This is a genomic window from Janibacter sp. Y6, assembly GCF_040900765.1.
Classification (GTDB): Bacteria; Actinomycetota; Actinomycetes; order Actinomycetales; family Dermatophilaceae; genus Marihabitans; species Marihabitans melonis.
The window spans coordinates 79538-103754 of the sequence record NZ_JAKLYZ010000006.1 but is presented as its reverse complement, the minus strand read 5'-3'; the positions used below and the strand labels follow the sequence as shown (position 1 = coordinate 103754).

The 24217-nt window shown below is 74.2% G+C and carries 24 protein-coding genes; 11 read left to right on the top strand and 13 right to left on the bottom strand.

All coding sequences use genetic code 11. From position 1 onward, the window contains the following. Window position 1 precedes the first annotated feature (1 nt). From L6241_RS13845 to L6241_RS13825, 5 genes are read right to left on the bottom strand one after another with little or no spacing between them, the layout of a single operon-like run. Window positions 2–1171, bottom strand: coding sequence for an acyl-CoA dehydrogenase family protein (locus L6241_RS13845; protein WP_368246743.1), 1170 nt, complete (start codon window positions 1169–1171; stop codon window positions 2–4). A 38-nt stretch (window positions 1172–1209) separates the two neighbouring features. Further along, window positions 1210–1914, bottom strand: coding sequence for a class I SAM-dependent methyltransferase (locus L6241_RS13840; protein ID WP_368246742.1), 705 nt, complete (start codon window positions 1912–1914; stop codon window positions 1210–1212). Continuing rightward, a complete protein-coding gene (locus L6241_RS13835; RefSeq protein WP_368246741.1) occupies window positions 1911–2690 on the bottom strand; it encodes an ABC transporter ATP-binding protein in 780 nt (259 codons plus the stop codon). The genes L6241_RS13840 and L6241_RS13835 overlap by 4 nt, the downstream gene beginning before the upstream one ends. Next, window positions 2687–3688, bottom strand: coding sequence for an ABC transporter substrate-binding protein (locus tag L6241_RS13830; RefSeq protein WP_368246740.1), 1002 nt, complete (start codon window positions 3686–3688; stop codon window positions 2687–2689). The genes L6241_RS13835 and L6241_RS13830 overlap by 4 nt, the downstream gene beginning before the upstream one ends. Before the next feature lie 16 nt (window positions 3689–3704). Next, complete coding sequence (locus tag L6241_RS13825) at window positions 3705–4832, bottom strand: iron ABC transporter permease (protein ID WP_251720426.1); 1128 nt, start codon at window positions 4830–4832, stop codon at window positions 3705–3707. 157 nt (window positions 4833–4989) lie between these two features. Here L6241_RS13825 and clpB point away from each other — a divergent pair, with 157 nt between their 5' ends. After that, window positions 4990–7563: an ATP-dependent chaperone ClpB gene (clpB, locus tag L6241_RS13820; protein WP_368246739.1), complete on the top strand. Its 2574-nt coding sequence runs from the start codon at window positions 4990–4992 to the stop codon at window positions 7561–7563. Between the two features lie 60 nt (window positions 7564–7623). Here the strand turns inward: clpB and L6241_RS13815 are convergent, their stop codons facing one another. Together L6241_RS13815 and L6241_RS13810 are read right to left on the bottom strand one after the other, a co-directional pair. Then, window positions 7624–8016, bottom strand: a complete 393-nt coding sequence (locus tag L6241_RS13815) for an MFS transporter (protein WP_368246738.1) — start codon at window positions 8014–8016, stop codon at window positions 7624–7626. After that, window positions 7944–8813, bottom strand: coding sequence for an MFS transporter (locus L6241_RS13810; RefSeq protein WP_368246737.1), 870 nt, complete (start codon window positions 8811–8813; stop codon window positions 7944–7946). The genes L6241_RS13815 and L6241_RS13810 overlap by 73 nt, the downstream gene beginning before the upstream one ends. A gap of 116 nt (window positions 8814–8929) precedes the next feature. Here L6241_RS13810 and L6241_RS13805 point away from each other — a divergent pair, with 116 nt between their 5' ends. Both L6241_RS13805 and L6241_RS13800 read left to right on the top strand, forming a co-directional pair. Beyond that, entirely contained in the window at window positions 8930–9616 is a 687-nt protein-coding gene (locus L6241_RS13805; RefSeq protein ID WP_252976380.1) for an LppX_LprAFG lipoprotein, read from the top strand. Beyond that, window positions 9613–11307 carry an MFS transporter gene (locus L6241_RS13800; RefSeq protein ID WP_368246736.1) on the top strand — a complete coding sequence of 565 codons (1695 nt, stop codon included), beginning with the start codon at window positions 9613–9615 and terminating at the stop codon, window positions 11305–11307. The genes L6241_RS13805 and L6241_RS13800 overlap by 4 nt, the downstream gene beginning before the upstream one ends. On the opposite strand, the gene L6241_RS13795 is transcribed toward L6241_RS13800, so the two are convergent. Further along, complete coding sequence (locus L6241_RS13795) at window positions 11285–12178, bottom strand: alpha/beta fold hydrolase (RefSeq protein WP_368246735.1); 894 nt, start codon at window positions 12176–12178, stop codon at window positions 11285–11287. The two genes, L6241_RS13800 and L6241_RS13795, sit on opposite strands and share 23 nt — an antisense overlap. Before the next feature lie 5 nt (window positions 12179–12183). Then, the gene (locus L6241_RS13790; protein WP_191680801.1) at window positions 12184–12975 is read right to left on the bottom strand and encodes an exodeoxyribonuclease III; all 792 of its coding nucleotides are present in this window, start codon (window positions 12973–12975) and stop codon (window positions 12184–12186) included. Window positions 12976–13433: 458 nt separating this feature from the next. On the opposite strand from L6241_RS13790, the gene L6241_RS13785 reads away from it, so the two are divergent. From L6241_RS13785 to L6241_RS13750, 8 genes are all read left to right on the top strand, one after another. After that, on the top strand, window positions 13434–14186 hold the full coding sequence (locus L6241_RS13785) for a dienelactone hydrolase family protein (RefSeq protein ID WP_191680800.1): 753 nt from the start codon (window positions 13434–13436) through the stop codon (window positions 14184–14186). Beyond that, a complete protein-coding gene (locus L6241_RS13780) occupies window positions 14183–14950 on the top strand; it encodes an SDR family oxidoreductase (protein ID WP_251720409.1) in 768 nt (255 codons plus the stop codon). Before L6241_RS13785 ends, L6241_RS13780 begins: the two co-directional genes overlap by 4 nt. Window positions 14951–15128: 178 nt before the next feature. Further along, the gene (pyrE, locus tag L6241_RS13775; RefSeq protein ID WP_368246734.1) at window positions 15129–15686 is read left to right on the top strand and encodes an orotate phosphoribosyltransferase; all 558 of its coding nucleotides are present in this window, start codon (window positions 15129–15131) and stop codon (window positions 15684–15686) included. Between the two features lie 150 nt (window positions 15687–15836). After that, window positions 15837–16889 (top strand): ABC transporter substrate-binding protein, encoded by a 1053-nt coding sequence (locus tag L6241_RS13770; RefSeq protein ID WP_368246733.1) that lies wholly within the window; start codon window positions 15837–15839, stop codon window positions 16887–16889. After that, entirely contained in the window at window positions 16886–17878 is a 993-nt protein-coding gene (locus tag L6241_RS13765; RefSeq protein WP_368246732.1) for a FecCD family ABC transporter permease, read from the top strand. The genes L6241_RS13770 and L6241_RS13765 overlap by 4 nt, the downstream gene beginning before the upstream one ends. After that, window positions 17875–18915, top strand: coding sequence for a FecCD family ABC transporter permease (locus tag L6241_RS13760; RefSeq protein WP_368246731.1), 1041 nt, complete (start codon window positions 17875–17877; stop codon window positions 18913–18915). The genes L6241_RS13765 and L6241_RS13760 overlap by 4 nt, the downstream gene beginning before the upstream one ends. Beyond that, window positions 18912–19775 carry an ABC transporter ATP-binding protein gene (locus L6241_RS13755; protein ID WP_068271951.1) on the top strand — a complete coding sequence of 288 codons (864 nt, stop codon included), beginning with the start codon at window positions 18912–18914 and terminating at the stop codon, window positions 19773–19775. The genes L6241_RS13760 and L6241_RS13755 overlap by 4 nt, the downstream gene beginning before the upstream one ends. Next, window positions 19772–20650, top strand: a complete 879-nt coding sequence (locus L6241_RS13750; RefSeq protein WP_368246730.1) for a siderophore-interacting protein — start codon at window positions 19772–19774, stop codon at window positions 20648–20650. Before L6241_RS13755 ends, L6241_RS13750 begins: the two co-directional genes overlap by 4 nt. Before the next feature lie 123 nt (window positions 20651–20773). Here L6241_RS13750 and ribH read toward each other — a convergent pair whose 3' ends face one another. From ribH to ribD, 4 genes are read right to left on the bottom strand one after another with little or no spacing between them, the layout of a single operon-like run. After that, entirely contained in the window at window positions 20774–21241 is a 468-nt protein-coding gene (gene ribH, locus L6241_RS13745; RefSeq protein WP_368246729.1) for a 6,7-dimethyl-8-ribityllumazine synthase, read from the bottom strand. Beyond that, on the bottom strand, window positions 21238–22509 hold the full coding sequence (gene ribB, locus L6241_RS13740; protein WP_368246728.1) for a 3,4-dihydroxy-2-butanone-4-phosphate synthase: 1272 nt from the start codon (window positions 22507–22509) through the stop codon (window positions 21238–21240). Before ribB ends, ribH begins: the two co-directional genes overlap by 4 nt. Beyond that, complete coding sequence (locus L6241_RS13735; protein ID WP_368246727.1) at window positions 22506–23135, bottom strand: riboflavin synthase; 630 nt, start codon at window positions 23133–23135, stop codon at window positions 22506–22508. Before L6241_RS13735 ends, ribB begins: the two co-directional genes overlap by 4 nt. Further along, the gene (ribD, locus tag L6241_RS13730; RefSeq protein ID WP_368246726.1) at window positions 23135–24190 is read right to left on the bottom strand and encodes a bifunctional diaminohydroxyphosphoribosylaminopyrimidine deaminase/5-amino-6-(5-phosphoribosylamino)uracil reductase RibD; all 1056 of its coding nucleotides are present in this window, start codon (window positions 24188–24190) and stop codon (window positions 23135–23137) included. The genes L6241_RS13735 and ribD overlap by 1 nt, the downstream gene beginning before the upstream one ends. Window positions 24191–24217: the final 27 nt, after the last annotated feature.

Below are 24217 nucleotides of genomic sequence, written 5' to 3'. Positions count from 1 at the left end.
GTCAGCCCTTCAGCTTCAGGATCGTGGCCGCGATGATGCCCCGCTGGACCTCGCTCGAGCCGCCGTAGATGGTCGCCTTGCGGAAGTTGAGGTACTCCGGGACCGAGCCGGTCGCCCAGTCGGGCAGCTCGTCGTCATCCCACACGTGGGCCATCGGGCCGGCGACGTCGATCGCCAGCTCGAGGACCTCCTGCTGCAGCTCCGAGCCGCGCAGCTTGAGGATCGACGAGGCCGGGTCCGGCCGGCCGTCCTTGCTGCCGCCGCTGACGCGCACGACGGTGAGCTCGAGGGCCATGAGCTCGGCCTCGAGCTCGGCGAAGCGGGCCGCGATCGCGGGGTCGTCGAGCAGGCTGCCCTCGCCCTCGCGGACCTGCGCGGCGTGCTCCTTGACCTCCGAGAGCCAGCGCTTGATGAGCCCGACGTTCGCGACGCCGACGCGCTCGTTGCCGAGGAGGAACTTCGCGTAGTCCCAGCCCTTGTTCTCCTCGCCGACGAGCTGGTCGGCGGGCACGCGGACGTCCTCGAAGAAGACCTCGTTGACCTCGACGCCGCCGTCGAGCAGGCGGATCGGGCGCACGGTGATGCCCGGGGTCTGCATGTCGATGAGCAGGAAGGAGATGCCCTGCTGCTTCTTCGCGGTCGGGTCGGTGCGCACGAGGGCGAAGATCCAGTCGGCGTGCTGGCCGAGCGTGGTCCAGATCTTCTGCCCGTTGACGACGTACTCGTCGCCCTCGCGCACCGCGGTCGTGCGCAGCGAGGCGAGGTCGGAGCCGGCGTCGGGCTCGGAGAAGCCCTGGCACCACCAGATCTCGCAGCTCGCGGTCTTGGGCAGGAAGCGCTCCTTCTGCTCCTGCGAGCCGAAGGTCGCGATGACCGGGCCGACCATCGAGGTGTTGAAGGCCAGCGGCGGCGCGACGGACGCGCGCTGCAGCTCGCTGTCCCAGATGAACTTCTGCAGGCTCGTCCAGTCCTGGCCGCCCCACTCGCTCGGCCAGCCCGGCGCAGCGAGCCCGGCACCGGCCAGCGCGGCCTGGCTGCGGCGCAGGTCCGCGGGGTCGAAGTCGTCGGATCGGGCGAGCAGGCCGCGCAGCTCCTGGGGGAACTCCGTGGTGAAGTACTCGCGCATCCGCTGCTGGTGGGCGGCGTCCTCAGGACTCAGGCGTCGGTGCATGTCTGGACCCTAGCTGAGCAAGCGCTCACCTAGAAGGGTCAGGTGCGCGCGGTCACGAGGTGCTGCATCCGCGGGCGATGGCCGGGCGCCGCGCCGTGGCGCTCGTCGGCCTCGTGGACCTCGGTGAGGTCGCGCACGACGACGTCGGTGAAGCCGGCCTCGCGGATCGCCGCGACCGTCGGCTCGATGCTCGACGCGAGGGCCAGCGGCAGGTCGGCGAGCACCGGTCCGTACGCGTCGACGAACTCGGGCGGAGAGCCCTCGAGGCCGTCGGTGAACCACGTGCTGTCGACGACGGCGAGCACCCCTCCCGGCCGCAGCAGCCCGCGCCACCGCGAGAGCGCGGCCACCGGGTCGCGCAGGGTCCACGTGACGTATCGGCAGATGACGGCGTCGAGCGAGCCGTCGGCGAAGGGGGGATCCACGGCGTCGCCGAGGGTGAAGGTGGGCGCGGGGCGACCGTCCGCCCGGGCGCGGTCGGCGTGCTCCTGCGCGATCTCGAGCATGCCCGGCGAGCTGTCGACGCCGGTGACGTCGTGGCCGAGCCCGGCGACGAGCAGCGCGGCGTGCCCGGTGCCGGTGCCGAGGTCGAGCACCCTCGAGGGGGTGGTCGGCAGCGCCTGCGACCAGATGGACGACCACATCGCCGCGTCGTCGTCCCAGCGCTCGGGGCGGCGCTGGCCGGAGTCGTAGGCGGGGGCCCGGTGGGTCCAGTAGTCGTCGATGCGGGGCTGGATGCTCATGCGGAGATCTCCTCGTGGCGGGCCAGGGGGGTGAAGAGCAGGTGGACGCGGCCGTCCCGGTCGAGCCGGTCGACGTCGATCTCGTAGACCCGGCGCAGCAGGTCGGGTTCGAGGACCTCGGAGGTCGTCCCGCGCCCGGCGACCCGACCGCGGTCGAGCAGGACGAGGTCGTCGCAGTAGGCCGCGGCGAGGTTGAGGTCGTGGAGCACGACGACGACGGTCTGCTCGAGCCCGCGCAGCAGGGTGAGCACCTCGTGCTGGTAGCGGATGTCGAGGTGGTTGGTCGGCTCGTCGAGGAGGAGGTGGCCGGCCTCCTGGGCCAGGCCGCGCGCGACGAGGACCCGTTGGCGCTCGCCGCCGGAGAGCTCCGAGATGTCGCGACGGGCGAGATGCAGCGCGCCGACCCGCACGAGTGCGGCCCGGGCCGCGGCCTCGTCCTGCGGGCGGGCCCGCACGAAGCCGCCGAGGTGCGCGGTGCGGCCGAGCAGGACGAGCTCGGCGACGCTCAGCGTGCTCTCGCCGCCGGCCTCCTGCACGACGACGGAGATCTCGCGGGCGAGCTGGGCCGGCGACATCGCGCTCACCGGGGTGCCGTCGACCGCCACCGAGCCGGCTCGCGGGCGCAGGCCGCCGTGGAGGCAGCGCAGCAGCGTCGTCTTGCCCGAGCCGTTGGGCCCGATGAGGCCGAGGACCCGGCCGGGCCGCACGGTGAGGTCGACGTCGTCGAGGACCGTGCTTGCGCCGTAGGTGAAGGTCAGCCCGCGCGCCTCGATCACCGGGCGTCCCCCGTCGCCAGCTCCTCGACGATGCGCTCGAGGCCGTCGACGGCGAGCGGGCTGGCCGGCTCGGTGAAGTTGAAGAGCTGGGTGATGACGGCGTCGGCGCGCACGGCCGTGAGGCGCTCGGCGCCCGGCAGCGCCGTGAGGGCGTCCTCGACCTTCGCCGGGTCGCCGTCGGAGTAGAGCAGGACGACGACGTCCGGGTCCTCCTCGAGCAGGCTCTCGGTGGTCACCTCGAAGACCCGCTCGTCGACGTCCGCGTAGACGTTGGTCAGCCCGGCCGCCTCGAGCTGCGGGTCGGCCATCGAGCGGCTGCCGTAGGCGTACGTGGTGCCGCCGCCGACCGTCGGGTAGAGCACGGCGGCCGTGCGGTCCTCGTCCGAGGGCACGGAGGCGGTGATCGTCTCGACGCGCTCCTCGAGGTCGCGGGCAGCCTTCGCCGCCTCGTCCTCGCGGTGGAAGACCCGCCCGAGCTCCTCGAGCTCGGTGCCGATCGCCTCGAAGGAGGGGTCGGGGCCCCCGGTCGGGCACAGGCCCCCGACCTCGAGCAGGGGGATGCCGAGCTCGGCGAGCGAGGCGCGGTCGATGTTCTCGACCTGACCGAGGACGAGGTCGGGCTCCCGGGCGACGACCGCCTCCTTGGAGATGAGCAGGTGGCCGCTCGAGTCCATCCGGTCGGTGAGCGAGTCGATGCCCTCGACCGCTGCGTTCGTCTCGTCGTCGTAGTAGCCCTGGGGGTAGGCGCCGGCCTTCGCCGTCACGTGGTCGAGGACGCCGAGGGTGTCGAGGTAGGGCACCCACGCACTCTTGAGCAGCACGACCTCGGTGGGCTCGGCCTCGATCGTCACCTCCTCGCCGCAGCTCGTCGTCGTCAGCGGGTAGTGCCCGTCGTCGGGCGCCGTCGCGGCGGTGCCCGCCGGCTCGTCGGTGCCGCAGGAGGTGAGCAGGGCGACGGCGGCGGCGAGGGACGCGGCGCGCAGGGGGCGAAGGGGCATCGAGGGCCTTCCGGGATCAGGTGGACGAGACGTGCATGCGGCGGATGAGGACGAGCAGGAAGGGGGCGCCGACGAGGCTGGTGAGGATGCCGATCGGGATCTCCTGCGGCTGGAGCAGGGTGCGCGCGACGACATCGGCCCAGACGAGCAGGATCGCGCCCATGAGCGCGGCGACGGGGACGACGGCGCGGTGCGACGAGCCGACCGCCCGTCGGGCGAGGTGCGGGACGACGAGGCCGACGAAGCCGATGCTCCCGGCGGCCGAGACGACGACGCCGATGCACAGCGAGACGAGCACGAGCAGGCGCACGCGCAGCCGGTCAGGCGTGAGCCCGAGGGTCTGCGCCGTCTCGTCGCCGATGGCGAGGACGTCGAGCCGACGCCCGGCGTGGGTGAGCACGAGGACGGTCCCGAGGACGACGACGCACACGACGGCGAGCGGGGCGGTCCACGACGCGAGGCCGAGCGACCCGAGGAGCCAGAAGAGCACCGAGCGCGACCCCTCGGCGGAGTCGGCGGCGAAGATGAGGAAGCTCGTCAGGGCGTAGAGCGCGTACCCGACCGCGACGCCGGCGAGCAGCAGCCGGATCGAGGTGACGCGCCCGCCGGAGCGGGCGACGACGAGCACGAGGAGGGAGGCGGCGAGCGCCCCGGCGAAGGCGCTCACCGGGAGGGCGTGCTGGCCCAGGCCCGCGCCGACGCCGAAGAGGATGGCGGCGGCCGCCCCGCTCGAGGCCCCCGAGCTCACGCCGAGCAGGTAGGGGTCGGCGAGGACGTTGCGCACCATCGCCTGGAGCGCGACGCCGCACACCGCTAGGCCGGCGCCGACCGCAGCGCCCAGGACGACGCGGGGGAGGCGGACGTCCCAGATGATCGCGTCTCGCGACAGGCTCCACGTCCGCTCGCCGAGGCCGAGAGCGTGGTGGCCGACGACGCGCAGGGTGGTGCCGGCGGGCACCGTGACCGCGCCGATGCCGACGGCGAGGACGAGGGTGGCGAGCAGGCCTGCGCCGAGGCCGAGCAGCCAGGCCGTCGTGCGGCGACGGCGGCCCGCGACGCCGAGGTCGTCCTGCGCGAAGAGCGTCGTGCGGCGGGCGGGCGAAGGGGTCGCCGGCCCGGCCGTGGGCGGGGCGGGCTGGGGCACGACGGCTCCTCGGGGTCAGGTCGCGTGTTGCGAACGATGTGCAGGTAGACCATACGCCCCGGACGGCGACGACGACGAAGTTGAGCGGAATAGACTCAACTTCGCAGGCGTTGTACCTGCCAGATCACCTTCCCTGCTCGTGAAGACAAGGAGTCACATGGAGCTCAAGCCGACGACCAAGGTCGCCGAGGCCCTCGCCCTCGCCCAGCGTTCCGCCCAGACCGAGGGGCACGCCGAGATCACCCCGGCCCACATCACCAGCGCGCTGCTGCGCGTCGACACCGCGCAGGCCGACGCGCTGCTGCAGGCCGCCGGCACCGGGGCGAGCCATGTGCTCGCCATGGCCGACCGGGCGGTCGCCGCCCTGCCGTCGGTCGCCGGGTCGACGACCCAGGCACCCACCTTCGGCCGCGAGGCGATGGCCGTCCTCCAGCAGGGCGACACCCTCATGCGGGCGAAGGGGGACACCTTCCTCGCCTTCGACCTCCTGCTGCTCGCGCTCGCCGAGACCGGTCACCTCGCCGCCGTCGAGAAGCGCGGCGCCGCCGACCTCGAGGCGAAGGTCGACGAGCTGCGCGCCGGTCGCAAGGTGACCTCGGAGACCCCGGCCGAGGGCGGCGACGCCCTCGCCGAGTACGGCACCGACCTCACCCAGATGGCGCGTGACGGCAAGCTCGACCCGGTCATCGGCCGTGACTCCGAGATCCGCCGCGTCGTCCAGGTGCTCTCGCGCCGCACGAAGAACAACCCCGTCCTCATCGGCGAGCCCGGCGTCGGCAAGACCGCCGTCGTCGAGGGTCTGGCGCAGCGCGTCGTCGACGGCGACGTGCCCGAGAGCCTGCGCGACAAGCGCCTCGTCAGCCTCGACCTCGGGGCGATGGTCGCCGGTGCGAAGTACCGCGGCGAGTTCGAGGAGCGGCTGAAGTCCGTCCTCGAGGAGATCAAGGCCAGCGACGGCGAGATCATCACCTTCATCGACGAGCTGCACACCGTCGTCGGCGCCGGCGCCACCGGCGAGGGCGCGATGGACGCGGGCAACATGCTCAAGCCGATGCTGGCGCGCGGTGAGCTGCGGCTCGTCGGAGCGACGACGCTCGACGAGTTCCGTCAGCACGTCGAGAAGGACCCGGCCCTCGAGCGCCGCTTCCAGCAGGTTTACGTCGGTGAGCCGAGCGTGCCCGACACCGTCGCGATCCTGCGCGGCCTCAAGGAGCGCTACGAGGCGCACCACAAGGTCGAGATCGAGGACTCGGCGCTCGTCGCCGCGGCCGCCCTGTCCGACCGCTACATCAGCGGCCGCCAGCTGCCCGACAAGGCGATCGACCTCGTCGACGAGGCCGCCTCGCGGCTGCGCATGGAGATCGACTCGAGCCCCGTCGAGATCGACGAGCTGCAGCGCGCCGTCGCGCGGATGGAGATGGAGAAGCTCCACCTCGCCCGCGAGACCGACGACGCCAGCCGTGAGCGCCTCGACCGGCTCGAGACCGAGCTCGCCGAGCGTCGTGAGGAGCTCGCCGCCCTCACCGCCCGCTGGGAGCAGGAGAAGTCGGGCCTCAACCAGGTCGGGGAGCTGCGTGCCCGCCTCGACGACCTGCGCACCTCCGCCGAGCGGATGCAGCGCGACGGCGACTACGAGGGGGCCTCGCGGGTCCTCTACGGCGAGATCCCGGCTCTCGAGGCCGAGCTCGCCCGGGCCGACGCGGCCGAGAGCGCCCGCAGCGGCGACGAGGACCTCATGGTCAAGGAGCGGGTCGGCGCCGACGACATCGCCGAGGTCATCTCGGCGTGGACGGGCATCCCCGCCGGTCGCCTGCTCCAGGGCGAGAGCGAGAAGCTGCTGTCGATGGAGTCGATCATCGGCTCGCGCCTCATCGGGCAGACCAGTGCGGTCCAGGCCGTGAGCGACGCCGTGCGCCGCAGCCGGGCCGGCATCGCCGACCCCGACCGGCCGACCGGGTCCTTCCTCTTCCTCGGGCCCACGGGTGTCGGCAAGACCGAGCTCGCGAAGTCGCTCGCCGACTTCCTCTTCGACGACGAGCGCGCGATGGTGCGCATCGACATGTCGGAGTACTCCGAGCGGCACTCGGTGGCCCGCCTCATCGGCGCGCCCCCCGGGTACGTCGGGTACGAGGAGGGCGGTCAGCTCACCGAGGCGGTGCGTCGTCGGCCGTACAGCGTCGTCCTGCTCGACGAGGTCGAGAAGGCGCACCCGGAGACCTTCGACATCCTGCTCCAGGTGCTCGACGACGGGCGGCTCACCGACGGCCAGGGCCGCACGGTCGACTTCCGCAACGTCATCCTCGTGCTCACGAGCAACCTCGGCAGCCAGTACCTCGTCGACCCGCTCGTCGACCCGGCGACGGCGCGCGAGGCGGTCATGGGGGCGGTGCGGACGGCCTTCAAGCCCGAGTTCCTCAACCGGCTCGACGAGGTCGTCATCTTCGACCCGCTGAGCCGCGACGAGCTGGGCCACATCGTCGAGCTGCAGGTGCGCGAGCTGGCGACCCGCCTCGCCGACCGTCGCATCGACCTCGACGTCACCGACGATGCACGGGCCTGGCTGGCGGAGAAGGGCTACGACCCGGCGTACGGCGCCCGGCCGCTGCGCCGCCTCGTGCAGAAGGAGATCGGCGACCGGCTGGCGACCGGCCTGCTCGGCGGAGACATCCGCGACGGGCAGACGGTGGTCGTCGACACCGACGACGAAGGGGTGTCCCTCACCCTGCGCTGACGGGTGGGGTTCCCCCTTCGCCCGGGTCGAGGTGATCCACGCCGACGAGGTCGGCGCGGATCACCTCGACTGCGTCCGGGGCCGCTCGAGGCGCCACCAGAGCAGGACGGGCACGAGGCACACGACGAGCAGGCCGGAGCCGAGGCCGAGCGCGGGGTAGCTCGTCGTCGCGACGACCACCCCGGACATGACGCCGGCCGACGCGCCGGACAGGGCGACGAGGACGTCGAGGTTGCCCTGCACGCGCGAGCGCTGCGCCGGTGTCGTCGAGTCGACGACGAGGGCGGTGCCCGAGACGAGGCCGAGGTTCCACCCGAGGCCGAGCAGGACGAGCGCCAGGACGAGGACCGGCAGCGAGTCGGCCGGTGCGACGGACGCGGTCACCCCGGCGCCGAGGAGGGCCACCGCCGCGCCGGCCGCGACGGGCACCCGGCCGAGCCGGTCGACGAGCATCCCGGTGACGGGAGAGGGCAGTACATCGCGGCGATGTGCAGCCCGATGACGAGACCGACCGCGGAGAGGTCGTGGTCGTGCGCGCGCATGTGGACCGGGGTCATTGTCATGACGGCGACCATCGCCACCATCGCCAGCTGCGTGAGAACCATGGTCGCCCCGCCGACGACGGCGCCGCGGCCGACCGGTGCGGTGACCGCGCCGGCGTCGGCGGTCGTCGCGTCGGTGGCGGCACGGCTCTCGAGCTGCCGGGCGAGGAGCAGGGGGTCCGGGCGCATGAGGACGAGCACGGCGACCCCGGCGGCGGCGTAGGCGACGCACGCGAGGAGGAAGGGGCCCGCGAGCGCCGGCAGCCCGAGGCCCTCGGCGAGGTCGCCGAGCGGCGAGACGAGGTTGGGCCCGGCCACCGCGCCGAGCGTCGTCGAGACGAGGGCGACGCTGATGGCTTTGCCCCGCTCGTGCGGCTGGGCGAGGTCGGTGCCGGCGTACCGGGCCTGGAGGTTGGTCGCCGTGCCCGCCCCGTAGACGAAGAGGGCCACGAGGAGCAGCGGCACGGCGTCGAGCGCCGCGGCGACGACGACCCCGGCGGCGCCCACGCCACCGGCGACGAAGCCCGCCCCGAGACCCACCCTGCGCCCGCGACGCTGGCTCACCCGGCCGACGAGGTAGGCGGTGAGAGCCGAGCCGAGGGTGAAGAGCGCGGTCGGCAGCCCGGCGAGACCGGCGCTGCCGAGCATCTGCTCGGCGAGCAGCGCGCCGACGGTCACGCCCGCGGCGAGCCCGGCGCCGCCGAGCACCTGCGCGAGGACGACGACGCGCAGGACCCGTCGCTGGACGGTGGCGGGGTCGTGCTCGAGGACGGGTGCGCGCGGCTCGCCACGGGAGCGGCGGCGCGACGGATACCGTGGCGCCCATGCGCCGACGCCCGCTGATCGCCCTGCTCCCGCTGGCCCTGCTCCTGCCCGCATGCTCGGGCGGCGAGGAGGCCGCGGCGCCCGCGGACGCGATGCGCACGGCGCAGGAGCGCTTCGAGCAGGCCGGGGGAGTGCACATCGAGCTGAGCAGCTCTGGCCTGCCGCAGGGCCAGGACGGCGTGTCGAAGGCGAGCGGCGACGGCTCGGTCGACGCGAGGACCCCGGCCTTCTCCGGCGAGGTGACCGGAGTCATCGACGGCACCGCCGCGTCCGTCGAGATCATCGCCGTCGGGGCCAAGACGTGGATGTCCTTCTTCTCCTCCGACTTCAACCCCGTCGCCATGAGCGACCTCGGCGCGCCCAACCCGGCGGAGTTCTTCCGCACCGGCTCCGGGGTCGGCCAGGTCGTCGCCGAGAGCACCGGCGTCACGGCCGGCGAGCGCACCCGGGACGGCGACGTCGTCCTCCAGTCCTACACCGGCAGCGTGCCCGCGAAGCCCGTCCAGGACCTCTTCCTCCTCGGCGAGGACGCCGACACCTTCGAGGTGACGTACGGCATCGAGCCGGGGTCGGGCGAGCTGCGCACCGCCGAGATCACCGGGGAGTTCTTCACGGGCGAGACCACGACGTACACCGTCGACCTCAGCGAGTACGGCAAGGACGTCACCGTCGAGCCACCCGCGTGAGCGCCACCGCCGTGGGGCAGACCACCCGGCCCCGGGCGCTCCTCGCTCTCGCGTGCGCCGGCGTCGCCCTCGCGGCAGCCGACACCTACGTCGTCGTCCTCGCCCTCACCGACATGATGGCCGGGGTCGGCCTCACGCTCGACAGCCTGCAGCGGGCGACGCCGATCATCTCCGGCTTCCTCCTCGGCTACATCGCGGTGCTGCCGCTCATCGGACGCCTCGCCGACCTCGTGCCCCGCGGCCGGGTCCTCCTCGCCTGCCTCGTCCTCTTCGTCCTCGGCTCCGGGGTCACCGCGCTCGCCGTCGACCTCGACGTCCTCGTCGCCGGGCGGGTCGTCCAGGGGATCGGCGGCGGCGGCCTCGTCCCGGCGACCCTCGCGATCGTCGCCGACCTGTGGCCCGTGGGCCGCCGCGGCGTGCCGCTCGGGATGGTGGGCGCGGTCCAGGAGCTCGGCAGCGTCCTCGGGCCGGTCCTCGGCGCCGCCGTGCTCGCGGTCGCCGACTGGCGGGCGATCTTCTGGCTCAACGTCGCCCTCGCCCTCGTCCTCGCCGTCGCCCTGCGGGTCGTCGACCGTGAGGGGGCGAAGGGGGACCCGCTCACCCGCCCGGCCCGCCTGGGCCTCGCGCTGGGTGCGGTCGCGGTCGCCCTGCTGTGGCTGGCGCTCGCCGCGCCCCGACGGCTCGTCACCGACGTGACGCTCGGGCTCCCCTTCGTCCCCCTCGGGGGCACGGACCACCGCCTGGTCACGCCGGTGGGGGCGCTCGCGCTGGCCCTCGGCGCGATCGCGCTCGCGGTCGCCCTGCGGCGGGGGTGGCCGACCCTGCGCGAGGGCGACCTGGTCGGCGCGCTGCTGCTCGGCACCGCCCTCGGCTGCGTCGTGCTCACCTTCGCCGCCGCCGACCCGGAGCGCGAGGTCGTCGGGCCGCTCGGCTACGCGCTGCTCCCGGTCGCGCTCGTCGCGGCAGGCCTCTTCGCGTGGCGTCAGCGCACCGCCCCGTCGCCGCTCGTGCCCCGCGGCACCCTCGGCGGACGGACCGGGTGGGCGCTCCTCGTCTCGGTGCTCGTCGGCGTCGCGCTCGTCTCCGTCGTCGTCGACGTGCCGCTGCTCGCCCGGCTGACGACCGACGGCGGCCAGACCCATGCGGCGATGGTCCTGCTGCGCTTCCTCGTCGCGGTGCCCGTCGGTGCGCTCGTCGGGGGCTGGCTGCTGCGCCACCTCGGGGCCGGCCTCGTCGCGGGCACGGGCCTGGCGCTCATGGCCGCGGGGCTCGGGGCGATGTCGACGTGGGGGACCGGCTCGCTCGACGCGGTCGTCAGCTCGACCGCCGTCCTCGTCATGGCGGGCCTCGGCGCCGGGCTGGCCCTCGCACCGGTCAACGACGCCGCCCTGGCCGACGCGCCGTCGCACGCCCATGGCACCGCGAGCTCGCTCGTCGTCGTCGCCCGGATGATCGGGATGGTGGTCGGCCTGGCCCTGCTGACAGGGGTCGGGCTGCACCGCTACTACGAGGCGGTCGCGGCGCTCAGCCCGGCCGACCGGACCTCGGCCGACGCGCTCGTCGGCGCGGCGATGGTGCAGGTCGAGACGGTATTCGCCGGGGCCGCTCTGGCCGCGGGCCTGGGGGCCGTCGTCGCGGTGCTCACGCTGGGGCGCTCGCCCGAGCGGGTCAGGGCGTCGGCGAGCTCCTGAGCGGCCGCCCGAGGAGCAGGTCCTCGAGGTGCTCGACCACCCGGTCGGTGGCCTCGTAGGCGAGCATGTGCCCCGCGCGCGGCACGACGTCGAGCACCGCCCCGGGGATGCGCTCGTGGTACATCCGGCTCCACCGCGCGGGCGTGAGCCGGTCGCGCTCGCCCGCGAGGACGACGGTGGGGATGCCGGCGAAGACGCGCAGGGAGCCGATCTCGTCGTGGCCCTGCAGAGCGGAGAAGTACCGGCCCGTCGCCCGCGCGCTCGTCGCCCGGCCCATGCTCACGACGTGGGCGAGGTCACGGGGGTCGGGCTCGTCCGCGCCGAAGGTGGCCCGGCGCACCATGTCGCGAGACATCGGCAGGGACGGGACTGCCGAGGGGAGGACGGCCTGCAGACCCATGACCACCCCTTCGCCCCGGATCGGGCGGCGCAGGGAGGCCAGCTCGGGGGTCGTCGCCATGAGCAGGACCCCGCGGGCGCGCTCGTGCAGCTCGTCGGGGTGCGCCCCGGCGTACGCCATGACCGTCATCCCGCCCATCGAGTGGCCCCCGAGGACGAGGGGTCCGTCGGGGACCACCTCGCACAGGACCGCGCGCAGGGTCTCGCCGAGGTCGCGCACGGTGGCCCGACGCCCGCGCCCGAGCGTCGACAGCCCGTGGCCCGGCTGGTCGTAGGTGACGACGCGCACCGCGTGGCGCTGCTGCAGGGCGGAGACGACGCGCGCCCAGCTCGACTGGTCGAGCGTCCACCCGTGGGCGAGGACGAGCGTCGGCAGGTCGCCGTCGCCGGTCGTGCGGTGGTCGAGGACGTGGACCCGGGCGCCGTCGGGGCTGACGACCTCGCGGGTGACGACCTCGGAGGTGCCCGTCATCTCGGTCAGTCCTTCAGCTCGACGACGACGGGGGCGTGGTCGCTCGCGCCCTTGCCCTTGCGCTCCTCGCGGTCGATGGCCGCGCCGAGGACGCGGTCGGCGAGGGCGGGGGTGCCGAGGACGAAGTCGATGCGCATGCCGCGCTTCTTCGGGAAGGCGAGCTGCTGGTAGTCCCAGTAGGTGAAGGTGCCGGGGCCCGGTGCGTGCGGGCGCACGACGTCGACGAGGCCGTCGTCGAGGAAGGCCTGGAAGGCGGCCCGCTCGCGCGGGGAGACGTGGGTGCTGCCCTCGAAGGCCGACATGTCCCACACGTCCTCGTCGAAGGGGGCGATGTTGAAGTCGCCGCCGAGCGCGAGCGGCAGGTCGGGCTCGGCCGCCCGCCAGGCCGCGGTCTGGGCGCGCAGGGTCTCGAGCCACTGCAGCTTGTACTCGAGGTGCGGGTCGTCGAGGGTGCGCCCGTTGGGCACGTAGAGGCTCCACGCGCGCACGCCGCCGCACGTCGCGCCGATGGCGCGGGCCTCGGGGGCCGCGGGGTCGCCCCAGCCGGGGACGTCGGGGAAGCCGACCGACACGTCCTCGAGCCCGACCCGCGAGGCGATGGCGACGCCGTTCCACTGGTTGAGGCCGTGGTGCGCGACCTCGTAGCCCAGCTCCTCGAAGCGGGCGAAGGGGAACTGCTCGTCCTTGGCCTTGGTCTCCTGCATGAGCAGGACGTCGGTCTCGGAGCGACCGAGCCAGTCGACCACCCGGTCGACACGAGAGCGGATGGAGTTGACGTTCCAGGTCGCGATGCGCACGGCCGCCACCCTACGCAGCCCTCCCGACAAGGGCCCGCCCCGTCGAGGGTCGAGGGCGAAGGGGGAGCCGCAGTGCTGGTCGAGGTGCGACGAAGGGGCCGGTTGCTGGTCGAGGTGCGACGAAGGAGCCTCGAGACCACTGCACTCGCGCAGGTGGTCTCTAGGCTCGGGCGCTGCGCGCCCTTCGCACCTCGACCATCGAGGGCTCGACCATGACGACCTGACGTCGATCCGTGCACCTGGCACGGGACGTACCGCGTGCCAGGTGAGCACATCGCCGTCAGGCCGCCCGATCTTGCTGGTCGAGGTGCGACGAAGGAGCCTCGAGACCACTGCCCACGCGCCAGGTCTCGAGGCTCGTGCGCTGCGCCCCCTTCGCGCCTCGACCATCGAGTGCTCGGCCGGCCACGACCCCTCGAGCGAAGACAGGGGCCGCCGCAGGCCGTAGCGTCGCTGTCATGCGACCCCTCATCGAGATCCCCGCCGCCGACGGCACCGCGGAGGCCGTCGTCGCCCGCCCGGACGCCGACGGCAGCTACCCGGGTGTCCTGCTGTGCATGGACGCCATCGGCCTGCGCCAGCAGATCGAGACCATGGCCGACCGCATCGCCTCCTGGGGCTACGTCGTCCTCGCGCCGAACACCTTCTACCGCTCCGGCACCGCCGCGCAGACGACGCCGACCGCCGACCTGCGCGACCCGGCCGAGCGCAAGGCCTACGGCCCGATCTCCATGGGCTACCTCGCCGAGCTGACGACCGAGCGCATCGAGGCCGACCTGCCCCACTACCTCGCCGCGCTGCGCGCCCTGCCCGGCGTCGCCGACGGCCCGGTCGGCGTCACCGGCTACTGCATGGGCGCCCGCCTGGCGACCATCGCCGCCGGCATCGACCAGGGCGTCGCGGCCGCGGCCGGCTTCCACGGCGCCCGCGTCGCCGTCGACGCGCCTGACAGCCCCCACCTGCGCCTGTCCGGCGCACGCGCAGACTTCGTCTACGGCCACGCCGACAACGACGGCGCCAACCCGCCCGAGGACGTCGCCCGTCTCGACGACGCGCTCGCCGAGCACGGCCTGTCCGCCCGCACCGCGGTCTACCCCGACGCCCCGCACGGCTTCACGATGGCCGACACGAGCAGCTACCAGGAGGCCGGCGCCGAGCGTCACTTCGACGAGCTGCGCGAGCTCTTCGCACGCACCCTCGGCGGCCGATGAGCACCGCTCTCGTCACCGGCGCGACCGCCGGCATCGGGCGCGAGTTCTGCGAGCAGCTCGCGGCGAAGGGGGATGACCTCGTCCTCGTCGCCCGCGACGCGGCCCGCCTCGAGCGGGTCGCTGACGAGCTGCGCGAGCGCCACGGCGTCGCCGTCGAGGTCCTCGTCGCGGACCTGTCCGACCGCGCCCAGCTGCAGCGGGTCGCCGACCGGCTGGGCGAGGCGGCCCGGCCGGTCGACGTCCTCGTCAACAACGCGGGCTACGGGCTGTCCACCCCCTTCGCCCAGTCCGAGATCGCCGACGAGGAGCGCCTCCTCGACGTCCTCGTCCGCGCGGTCCTCGTCCTCTCGCACTCCGCCGCGCGCGCGATGACCACCCGCGGGCACGGGCGGATCATCAACGTCTCGTCGGTCGCCGGCTACCTCGCCGGCGGGCCGTACTCCGCGGCCAAGGCGTACGTCACGACCCTCACCGAGTCGCTCTCGGGGCAGCTGCGCGGGACCGGTGTCACGGCCACGGCGGTGTGCCCGGGCTACGTCGTCACCGAGTTCCACGAGCGGGCCGGCATCGACCACGGCGCGCGGTCCGGGCCGTTGTGGCTGGACGCCGCCGACCTCGTGCGCGAGGCGCTCGCCGACGCCGAGCGCGGTCGCGCCGTGAGCGTCCCGAGCGTGCAGTACAAGGCGATCGCCGCCGCGCTGCGCCATCTGCCGCGCGGCGTCGTGCGTCGCGCGACGACCCGCAGCCCGCGCGGCGGTCGCTGACGAAGGGGGGACTCGTCCCCCTTCGCCACCCCTCCTACAAAACCCTGCTGGCTGGGTCTTGACGAGCCACGACCCCTTCGAGAGGGTCCTGGCTCGTCGAAAGGCTGCTGGCAGGGTCTTGTAGGGGCGCCGCGGACCGGGCGACCCGGCCGGAGCGCGATCCCTAAACTCGACGACCATGACCGACATCGCTGCCGACCGCGCCCGCCTGCTCGAGATCGTCCGCGAGAAGGCGATCGTCCACGGACGGGTCACCCTCTCCTCGGGCAAGGAGGCCGACTACTACGTCGACCTGCGGCGGATCACCCTCGACGGCGAGGCCAGCCCGCTCGTCGGCCGCGTCATGCGTGACCTCGTCGCCGACCTCAACGTCGTCGCCGTCGGCGGCCTCACCCTCGGCGCCGACCCCGTCGCCACCTCGATGCTCCACGCCGCCGCCGCGGCGGGGGAGCGGCTCGACGCCTTCGTCGTGCGCAAGCAGGGCAAGGCGCACGGTCTCCAGCAGCGCATCGAGGGTCCCTCGGTCGCCGGCCGACGCGTCCTCGTCGTCGAGGACACGACGACGACGGGCGGCTCGCCCCTCGACGCCGTCGCTGCGGTGCGCGAGGCCGGCGGCGAGGTCGTCGCCGTCGCGACGATCGCCGACCGCGACACCGGGGCGGGGGCGCGCATCGAGGACGAGGCGGGCGTGCCCTACCGCTTCGTCTACTCGCTGGCTGACCTCGGTCTGGCCTGAGGGCGGGGCGCGGCGGGGACCAGCACGGTCCCGCTCCGCGGAACATCGACGGACGAGACTTGCCTCGAGGGGTTAGGTCCTCCTAAGTTAGGCCTGCCTCACTGAGGCAGCGCTGACCTCGGCGCCCCGTCGTCCGTGAAGGAACCTCGCATGACCCGCCTCTCCCGCCGATCTTTCGTCGGTGCCGTCGCCCTCGCCCCCGTCGTCGCCCTCGGCGCCTGCTCGACCGGTCCGAGCGAGGACACCGCCGCTGCCGGCTCCGGCGCGAGCACCTCGGCCGCGGCCGACGCCTTCCCCGTGACCATCGAGCACGCCCTCGGCGAGACGACGATCGAGAAGGCCCCGACGAAGATCGCGACCGTCGGCTGGTCCGATCAGGACGTCGTCGCCTCCTTCGGCGTCGTGCCCGTCGGCGCGCCGGCCATCACCTGGGGCGGCAACAAGGACAAGTCGACCGACTGGTTCGACGCCGCCGTCGACGAGATCGACCCCGACGCCGAGATCGTGCGCTACGACGACGCGGACGGCGTCCCCGTCGACGAGATCGCCAAGCTCGCCCCCGACCTCGTCCTCGGCGTCAACTCCGGGATGTCGCAGGACGAGTACGACAAGCTGACGAAGATCGCCCCGACCGTCGCCTACCCGGGCGCCCCGTGGGGCACTTCGTGGGAGGACTCGGTCGAGTTCGTCGGCAAGGCCCTCGGCCAGGAGGACAAGGCGACGCAGATCACCGACGACCTCAACGCCGACATCGACGAGGCCGTTGCGAAGTACCCCGAGATCAAGGGCAAGTCCGCCGCCTGGATCTGGTTCACCCCCACCGACCTGTCGACGATCGGCGTCTACGCGAGCACCGACCTGCGCCCGCAGATGCTCGAGCGCTTCGGCATGACCGAGCCCGACTTCGTGACGAAGGGGAGCAAGGACGGCGCCTTCAGCTTCGAGCTGTCCTCGGAGCGCTCGACCGACGTCGACGCCGACCTCGTCGTCTTCTACGTCGAGGAGGACGGTCAGGTCGAGAAGCTCAAGAAGGACCCGCTCCTCGGCAAGATCCCGGCCCTCAAGGACGACCACTACGTCGGCTCCGCCGACAACGCCACGGCGCTGTCGATGTCCTCGCCGACACCGCTGTCGCTGCCGGTCGCGCTCGAGGACTTCCTGCCCAAGCTCGCGTCCGCGGCCGAGGGCAAGCCCGCGTCGTGACCTCGTCGGCGAAGACGACCGTCGTCGCGGCGAGCGGCCTCGCGCTGCTCGCCGCGACGGCGGCGCTCTCGCTGCTCGTCGGCTCCCAGGGGATCTCCCCGGCCGCCGTGCTCGGCGCCCTGCGCGGCGCCGGTGACGACCTCGCGAGCGGCATCGTCGCCGCCCGGGTCGACCGCACGCTCATCGCCGTCGTCGTCGGGGCGTGCATCGCCCTGGCCGGCGTCGTCCTGCAGGGCCTGACTCGCAACCCCATCGCCGAGCCCGGCATCCTCGGGCTCAACTCCGGCGCCGCCCTGCTCGTCGTCATCGGCATCCGGCTGGGCCTGCTGAGCGACGTCGTCGACTACCTGTGGACCGCGCTCGTCGGCGTCGTCATCACCGGTCTCGTCGTGCACCTCATCACCCTCAGCGTGCCGGTGCAGCGTCAGCCGATGACGACCGCGCTCGCCGGCGCCGCGATCCTCGCGGCGACCTCGAGCATCATGGTCGGGCTGCTCGTCAGCGACGACGGGGCGCTCGACGTCTTCCGCTACTGGCAGGTGGGCTCGGTCGCCGGCAAGGACGCCTCGATCATCGTGCAGGTCCTGCCCTTCCTCCTCGTCGGTCTCGTGCTGACGCTCGCCTCGGGCCGCACGCTCAACACCATGGCACTGGGCGACGACGTCGCCCGGGCGCTCGGCCAGCGGGTGCTCCTCGCCCGCGGGTCGGCCCTGCTCGGTGCGCTGCTGCTCACCGCCACCGCGTGCGCGCTCGCCGGCCCCATCGCCTTCGTCGGGCTCGCCGTGCCGCACGTCGTGCGCCTGCTCGGCGGCTCGGACAACCGCCGGGTGCTCCTCGGCTCCCTCCTGCTCGGCCCGAGCCTGCTCCTGCTCGCCGACAGCCTCGGCCGGGTCGTCAGCCCGCCCTCGGAGGTCCAGGTCGGCGTCATGACGGCGGTCATCGGCGCGCCGGCGCTCATCATCGTCGCCCGCCGGGCGGTGCGCGGATGAGCACCACCCTCGCCCCCGCCGAGCAGGTCCGTCAGGTCCGCCGCTCGCGCTCGCGGCGGGCGCTGCGTCGCACCCTCGTGCTCCTCGTCCTCGTCGTCGCCGCCTTCGTCGTGCGCGTCACCCTCGGCGACTACACGGTGACGGTCCCCGACACGCTGCGCATCATCGGCGGCGAGAGCATCCCCGGCGCGTCCTTCATCGTCATGGAGTCGAAGCTGCCGCGCGCGGTCCTCGCCCTCCTCGCCGGCGGCGCGCTCGCCGTCGCGGGCGCGCTCATGCAGGACCTCGTGCGCAACCCCCTCGCGAGCCCCGACATCCTCGGCGTGAGCGGCGGCGCGTCGACCGGCGCCCTCTTCGCGCTCGTCGTCCTCGGCTGGCAGGGCGGGGCGGTCAGCGCCGCAGGCTTCGCCGGGGCGGTCGTCGTCACCGCCCTCCTCCTCGTCCTCGGGCGGGGTGCGAAGGGGGGAGAGCAGGCGGTCATCGTCGTCGGCGTCGGCTGCGCCGCCCTCCTCGTCGCGCTCACCCACTGGGTGCTGCTCAAGGCCGACATCTACCGCCTCACCGAGGCGATGTCGTGGCTGTCCGGCTCCGTCGCCCAGGGCACGTGGACCGACATCGGCCGTCTCGCCGCGGTCGTCGCGGTGCTCCTGCCCACCGTGCTGGTCCTCCACCGCGAGCTGCGCGTCGTCATGCTCGGCGACGACCTCGCCGCCGGGCTCGGCGTGCCCGTGGCCCGCCGCCGCGCCCTGGCCCTGCTGTGCATCGTGCTGCTCGTCGCGACGACGTGCGCGATCTGCGGCCCGATCGCCTTCGTCGCCCTGCTCGCCGGGCCGATCGGGCGGCGGCTGCACGGCGGCCGCACCCGGCTCGTCGACATCGCCCTCGTCGGCGCGCTCATGACGATCGTCGCCGACTACGTCGCCGCGTACCTCGTGCCCGGCGGCGCGAACCTGCCCGTGGGCGTCGTCACCGGTCTGGCCGGTGCGCCCTTCCTCCTGTGGCTCATCGCCACCCGATCCCGAGTGGAGCTGAGATGACGGTGACCGCTGCGCGACCGATCACGACCGAGCAGGCGGCCCCGACCGCCTCTCGTCTGCGTGCCGAAGGGGTGAGCCTGGGCTACCGCGACCGCACCGTGGTGCAGGGCCTCGACCTGTCGGTGCCCGACGGCCGGGTGAGCGCCATCGTCGGCCCCAACGGCTGCGGCAAGTCGACCCTGCTGCGCGGACTCGTGCGTCTGCTCGCCCCGAGCGCGGGCCAGGTCGTGCTCGACGGTGAGGACATCTCCTCGATCCCGACGAAGGAGGTGGCGCGCCGCATCGGGCTGCTGCCGCAGGCGCCGCTGGCCCCGGAGGGACTGAGCGTCGCCGAGCTCGTCGCCCACGGCCGGCACCCCCACCACTCGCTGCTGCGCCGCCCCGGCCCGCAGGACGACGCGATCGTCGCCGAGGCCCTCGAGCTCACCGACACCCTCTCGCTCGCCGACCGTGCGGTCGACGAGCTGAGCGGCGGCCAGCGCCAGCGCGTGTGGATCGCCCTCGCGCTCGCGCAGCAGCCGGGCATCCTCCTGCTCGACGAGCCGACGTCCTTCCTCGACATCGCCCACCAGGTCGAGGTGCTCGAGCTGGTGCGCCGGCTCAACGCCGAGCGCGGCACGACGTGCGTCATGGTCCTGCACGACCTCGCGATGGCCGCCCGCTACGCCGACCACGTCGTCGCCATGCGCGACGGCGAGGTCGTGGCGCAGGGCTCGCCGGTCGAGGTCGTCACCGAAGAGCTCGTCTCGAGCGTCTTCGACATCCGCTGCCGCATCCTCACCGACCCCGACACGGGGACCCCCGTCGTGCTCCCGCGCGGCATGCCGACCCCGACCGCGAAGGACCAGGAGATCTCATGACCGCGATCGTCACCAAGGCCGGCGCGAAGGTCCGCGACGCCCTGCTCGAGGGCGCCTCGAAGGCCTACGGCTCGGCGATGGCCCCGACCCGTGACCGGGACGGCCACGAGCAGCTCGAGATGACGGTGAGCCGGGTCGTCGACCTCAGCGCGTCGGTGCGGCGCCTGACCTTCACCTCCGAGGACCTGCGCCACTTCGAGCGGGTGGGTGCCGACGAGTACTTCGGGCTGCTCATGCCCCGCCGGGGCGTCCCGCTCGTCATGCCCGACCCGGAGCGCCGCGACTGCCGGGCCGCCGTCGCCGACATCGACGAGGACGTCCGCCCCGACCTGCGCTGGTACACGATCCGCGCCCACCGCCCCGAGCTCGGCGAGATCGACGTCGACGTCGTGACCCACGGCGACTCGGGCCCCGGGTCCTCCTGGGTGCGTCGGGCGACTGTCGGCGACCCGGCCGGCCTGCGCTCGGGTGGTGCCCTCTACCGCGGTGACGACGTCGCCGGGCCCCAGCTGCTCGTCGCCGACGAGACGGCGATCCCGGCCCTGCTCGCGATCCTCGACGACCGAGCCGCACGGGGGCTGACCGGCGAGGTCCGCATCCACGTCGAGGTGCCCGACGCCGAGACGGCGACCGCCATGGGTGTCCCCGCGGGGGTACACGTGCACGCGCGCGGCGAGGCGGCCCCCGGCACCGTCGTCCTCGAGGCGATCCGTGGCGAGCACGCGCGCGACACCATCGACCTCGACTACGCCTGGCTGTGCGGCGAGTCCGGTCTCGTCACCTGCCTGCGTCGCCACCTCGTCAAGGAGCTCGGGGCCGAGCGCCGCCGCGTCCTCTTCAGCGGCTACTGGAAGCTCGGGGCCGCCCGCCCCTGACCCGGGGCCGGCTTGGCCCCCCTTCGTGCCTCCTCTACCGCGAGCTACGGCGCAGTAGTGGTCGTGATCGCGACCAGTACTGCGCCGTAGCCGGAGGGGTAGCGGGGTGGGGGCGAAGGGGGATCAGCGCGCGGCGAGCGTGACGGCCGTCGCGAGCGCGGCGGTCACCGCCTCGTAGCCCTTGTCCTCGCTCGACCCCGGCAGGCCCGCGCGGTCGAGGGCCTGCTCGTCGGTGTCGCACGTGAGCACGCCGAAGCCGACGGGCACCCCGGTGCGCACGCTCACCTCGGTGAGCCCGACCGTCGCGGCCTGGCACACGTACTCGAAGTGGGGCGTGCCACCGCGCACGACGACCCCGAGCGCGACGACCGCGTCGTGGTCCTGCGCCAGCCGCGCCGCGGCGACCGGCAGCTCGAAGGTCCCCGGCACCCGGACGACCTCGATCTCGGGCAGACCGCAGTCGGCGGCGCCCCGGCGAGCCCCGTCGATCAGCCCGTCCATGACCTCCTCGTGCCAGCTCGCGGCGACGACGACGGCACGCAGGCCGCTCGCGTCGCAGGTGGTGCTGCTCGGTGCTCCGTGGCCGCTCATGCGGGTCTCCTGCTCGTCGTCGTGGGGGTGCTCGGTGCGGTGGGGGTGGTGGGGTCGGCCGACGCAGCCGCGACGGGCGCCGCGCCCGTGGGCGGCCCGGTGTGCCCGAGCCGGTCCCGCTTCGTCGCGAGGTACCCGGCGTTGTCCGGGCCCTCGCCGACGTGGATCGGCACCCGGCGCACGGTGATCTCGCCGCGCTCCAGCGCCTCGACCTTCGCCGGGTTGTTCGTCATGAGCTCGATGTCGGTGAGCCCGAGGTCGTGCAGCACGGCGACGGCGGCGCCGTACTCACGCGCGTCGACGGGCAGGCCGAGCGCGATCTGCGCCTCGACGGTGTCGGCGCCGGCGTCCTGCTCGGCGTAGGCGCGCAGCTTGTCGAGCAGCCCGACGCCGCGGCCCTCGTGCCCGCGCAGGTAGACGACGGCACCGCCGTGCTCGGCGACCTCGGCGAGCGCGGCGTCGAGCTGGGGCCCGCAGTCGCAGCGCCGCGAGCCGAAGGCGTCGCCGGTGAGGCACTCGGAGTGCACCCGGACCCGCGAGCCCCCCGGCCGCATGAGCGCGACGTGCTCGGCGCCGGTGACGAGGTCGCGGTAGCCGTGGGCGACGAGCCGGCCGTGCCGGGTGGGCAGGGTTGTCGTCGTCACCCGCTCGACGCGGTCGTGCAGGCGACGCCACGCGACGAGGTCGGCGATGGTGACGACCGGCAGGTCGTGCTCCGCGCCGAGCGCGAGCACCTCGGGGGTGCGCAGCATCGTGCCGTCATCGGCGGTGAGCTCGCCGATGGCGCCGACCGGCTCGAGACCGGCGAGCCGGCACAGGTCGACGGTCGCCTCGGTATGACCGCGGCGCACGAGGACGCCTCCGTCACGGGCGCGAAGGGGGACGACGTGCCCCGGGCGCACGAGGTCGCCGGGGGTGGCCGTGGGGTCGGCGAGCACGTGGAGGGTGCGGGTGCGGTCGGCGGCGCTGATGCCTGTCGTCACCTGGGCCGCGGCGTCGACGGTGATCGTGTACGCGGTGCGCAGCGAGTCCTCGTTGCGCGTCACCATGAGCGGCAGCTCGAGCCGGTCGGCGCGCTCCTCGGTCATCGGGGCGCAGATGTAGCCCGACGTGTACCGGATCGTCCACGCGAGCCACTCGGCGGTGGCCGTCTGCGCGGCGAGCACGACGTCGCCCTCGTCCTCGCGGTCGGCGTCGTCGAGCACGAGCACCGGGCGACCGGCCCGCAGTGCCTCGAGGGCGTCGGGGATCGTCGCGAAGCCGCTCATGACGCGGCCTGACGGTCGCCGAGCAGCCCGGCCACGTACTTCGCGAGCACGTCGGTCTCGAGGTTGACCCGGTCGCCGACCGCCCGCCGGCCGAGCGTCGTCTCCGCGAGCGTCGTCGGGATGAGCGAGACCTCGAAGCCGGCGTCGGTCAGCCCGCTCACGGTGAGCGAGGTGCCGTCGACGGCGACCGAGCCCTTGCGCACGAGGTGGGGGCGCAGCTCGTCGGGCACGCTCACCTCGAGCACCTCCCAGCGCTCGTGCGCGGTGCGCGCGACGACCTCGCCGACGCCGTCGACGTGGCCCTGGACGACGTGCCCGTCGAGCCGGCCGTCGGCGCGCAGCGCGCGCTCGAGGTTGACCGGGTCGCCCGGGGCGAGCCCGCCGAGGGTGGTCCAGCGCAGGGTCTCGCCCATGACGTCGGCGGTGAAGCGCTCGCCGTCGTGCTCGACGACGGTGAGGCACACCCCGCCGACGGCGATGGAGCACCCGGGACGGGCGTCGACGAGCACGCCCGGGCCCTCGATCGTCATCCGGGCGCTGCCGACGTCGGCCTCGCCCCCGTCACCGGGCTGCTCGTGCTCGACGGCGAGCACGGTCCCGACCTCCTCGATGATGCCGGTGAACATCAGTCCTCCTCGTGGTGCTGGTCCGGGTCGGCGGTGCCGACGCTCAGGTCGATGCGCACGTCGTCGCCGACGAGGCGCACGCCCTCGGTGCGCAGACGACGTGCCTGGGTGATGGTCGTGACGCCGAGATCGCCGAGCGCGGACGGGCCGGCGCCGAGCAGCGCGGGGGCGAGGTAGGCGATGACGTCGTCCACGCAGCCCGCGCGCCAGAAGGCCGCGGCGACGGTCGGCCCGCCCTCGAGCCACACCGAGCGCACGCCCCGGGCGTGCAGCTCGGCCAGGGCCGCCCGCACGTCATGGGTCGGCAGGTGCAGGGTCGGGGCGTCGCCGTCGAGCACCCGCGCGCCGCGGGGGACGAGACGGTGCCCGAGCACGACCCGCAGCGGCTGCCGGGGGAGGAGCTCGCCGTCGGCGTCGCGCGCGGTGAGCTGGGGGTCGTCGGCGAGCACGGTGCCGACGCCGACGAGGACGGCGCCGTGCTGCGCCCGGGCCCGGCCGACGTCGACCCGGGCCTCCCGCCCGGTGATCCACCGGCTCGTGCCGTCGGCGGCGGCCACGCGACCGTCGAGGGTCGACGCGTACTTCCACGTGACGCGGGGGCGGCCGTGCACGATCGCGAAGCGCCAGTCGCGCACGAGCGCGTCGGCCTCGTCGGCGAGCACGCCGCCGCGGACCTCGACCCCGGCGTCGCGCAGCACCTGCGCCCCGCCGCCGGACCCGGCCCCCGGGTCGCTGCTCGCGTGGACGACCCGCCCGACCCCGGCCGCCAGCAGCGCCTCGGTGCACGGGCCGGTCCGGCCGGTGTGCGCGCACGGCTCGAGGCTCACGTAGGCGGTCGCGCCCCGTGCTCGCTCGCCGGCGGCCTCGAGCGCGACGACCTCGGCATGCGCGGTGCCCGCGCCGTGGTGCCAGCCCTCGCCGACCACCTGCGGGCCGTCGGGCCGGTCGGCCACGAGGACCGCGCCGACCCGGGGGTTGGGGTCGACGGCGGGGCCGCGCTCCGCCAGCTCGAGGGCGCGCCGCACCCACCGCTCGTCATCATCAGGCCCGGTCACCCTGGGTCCTCCTGCCGTCGCCGTCTC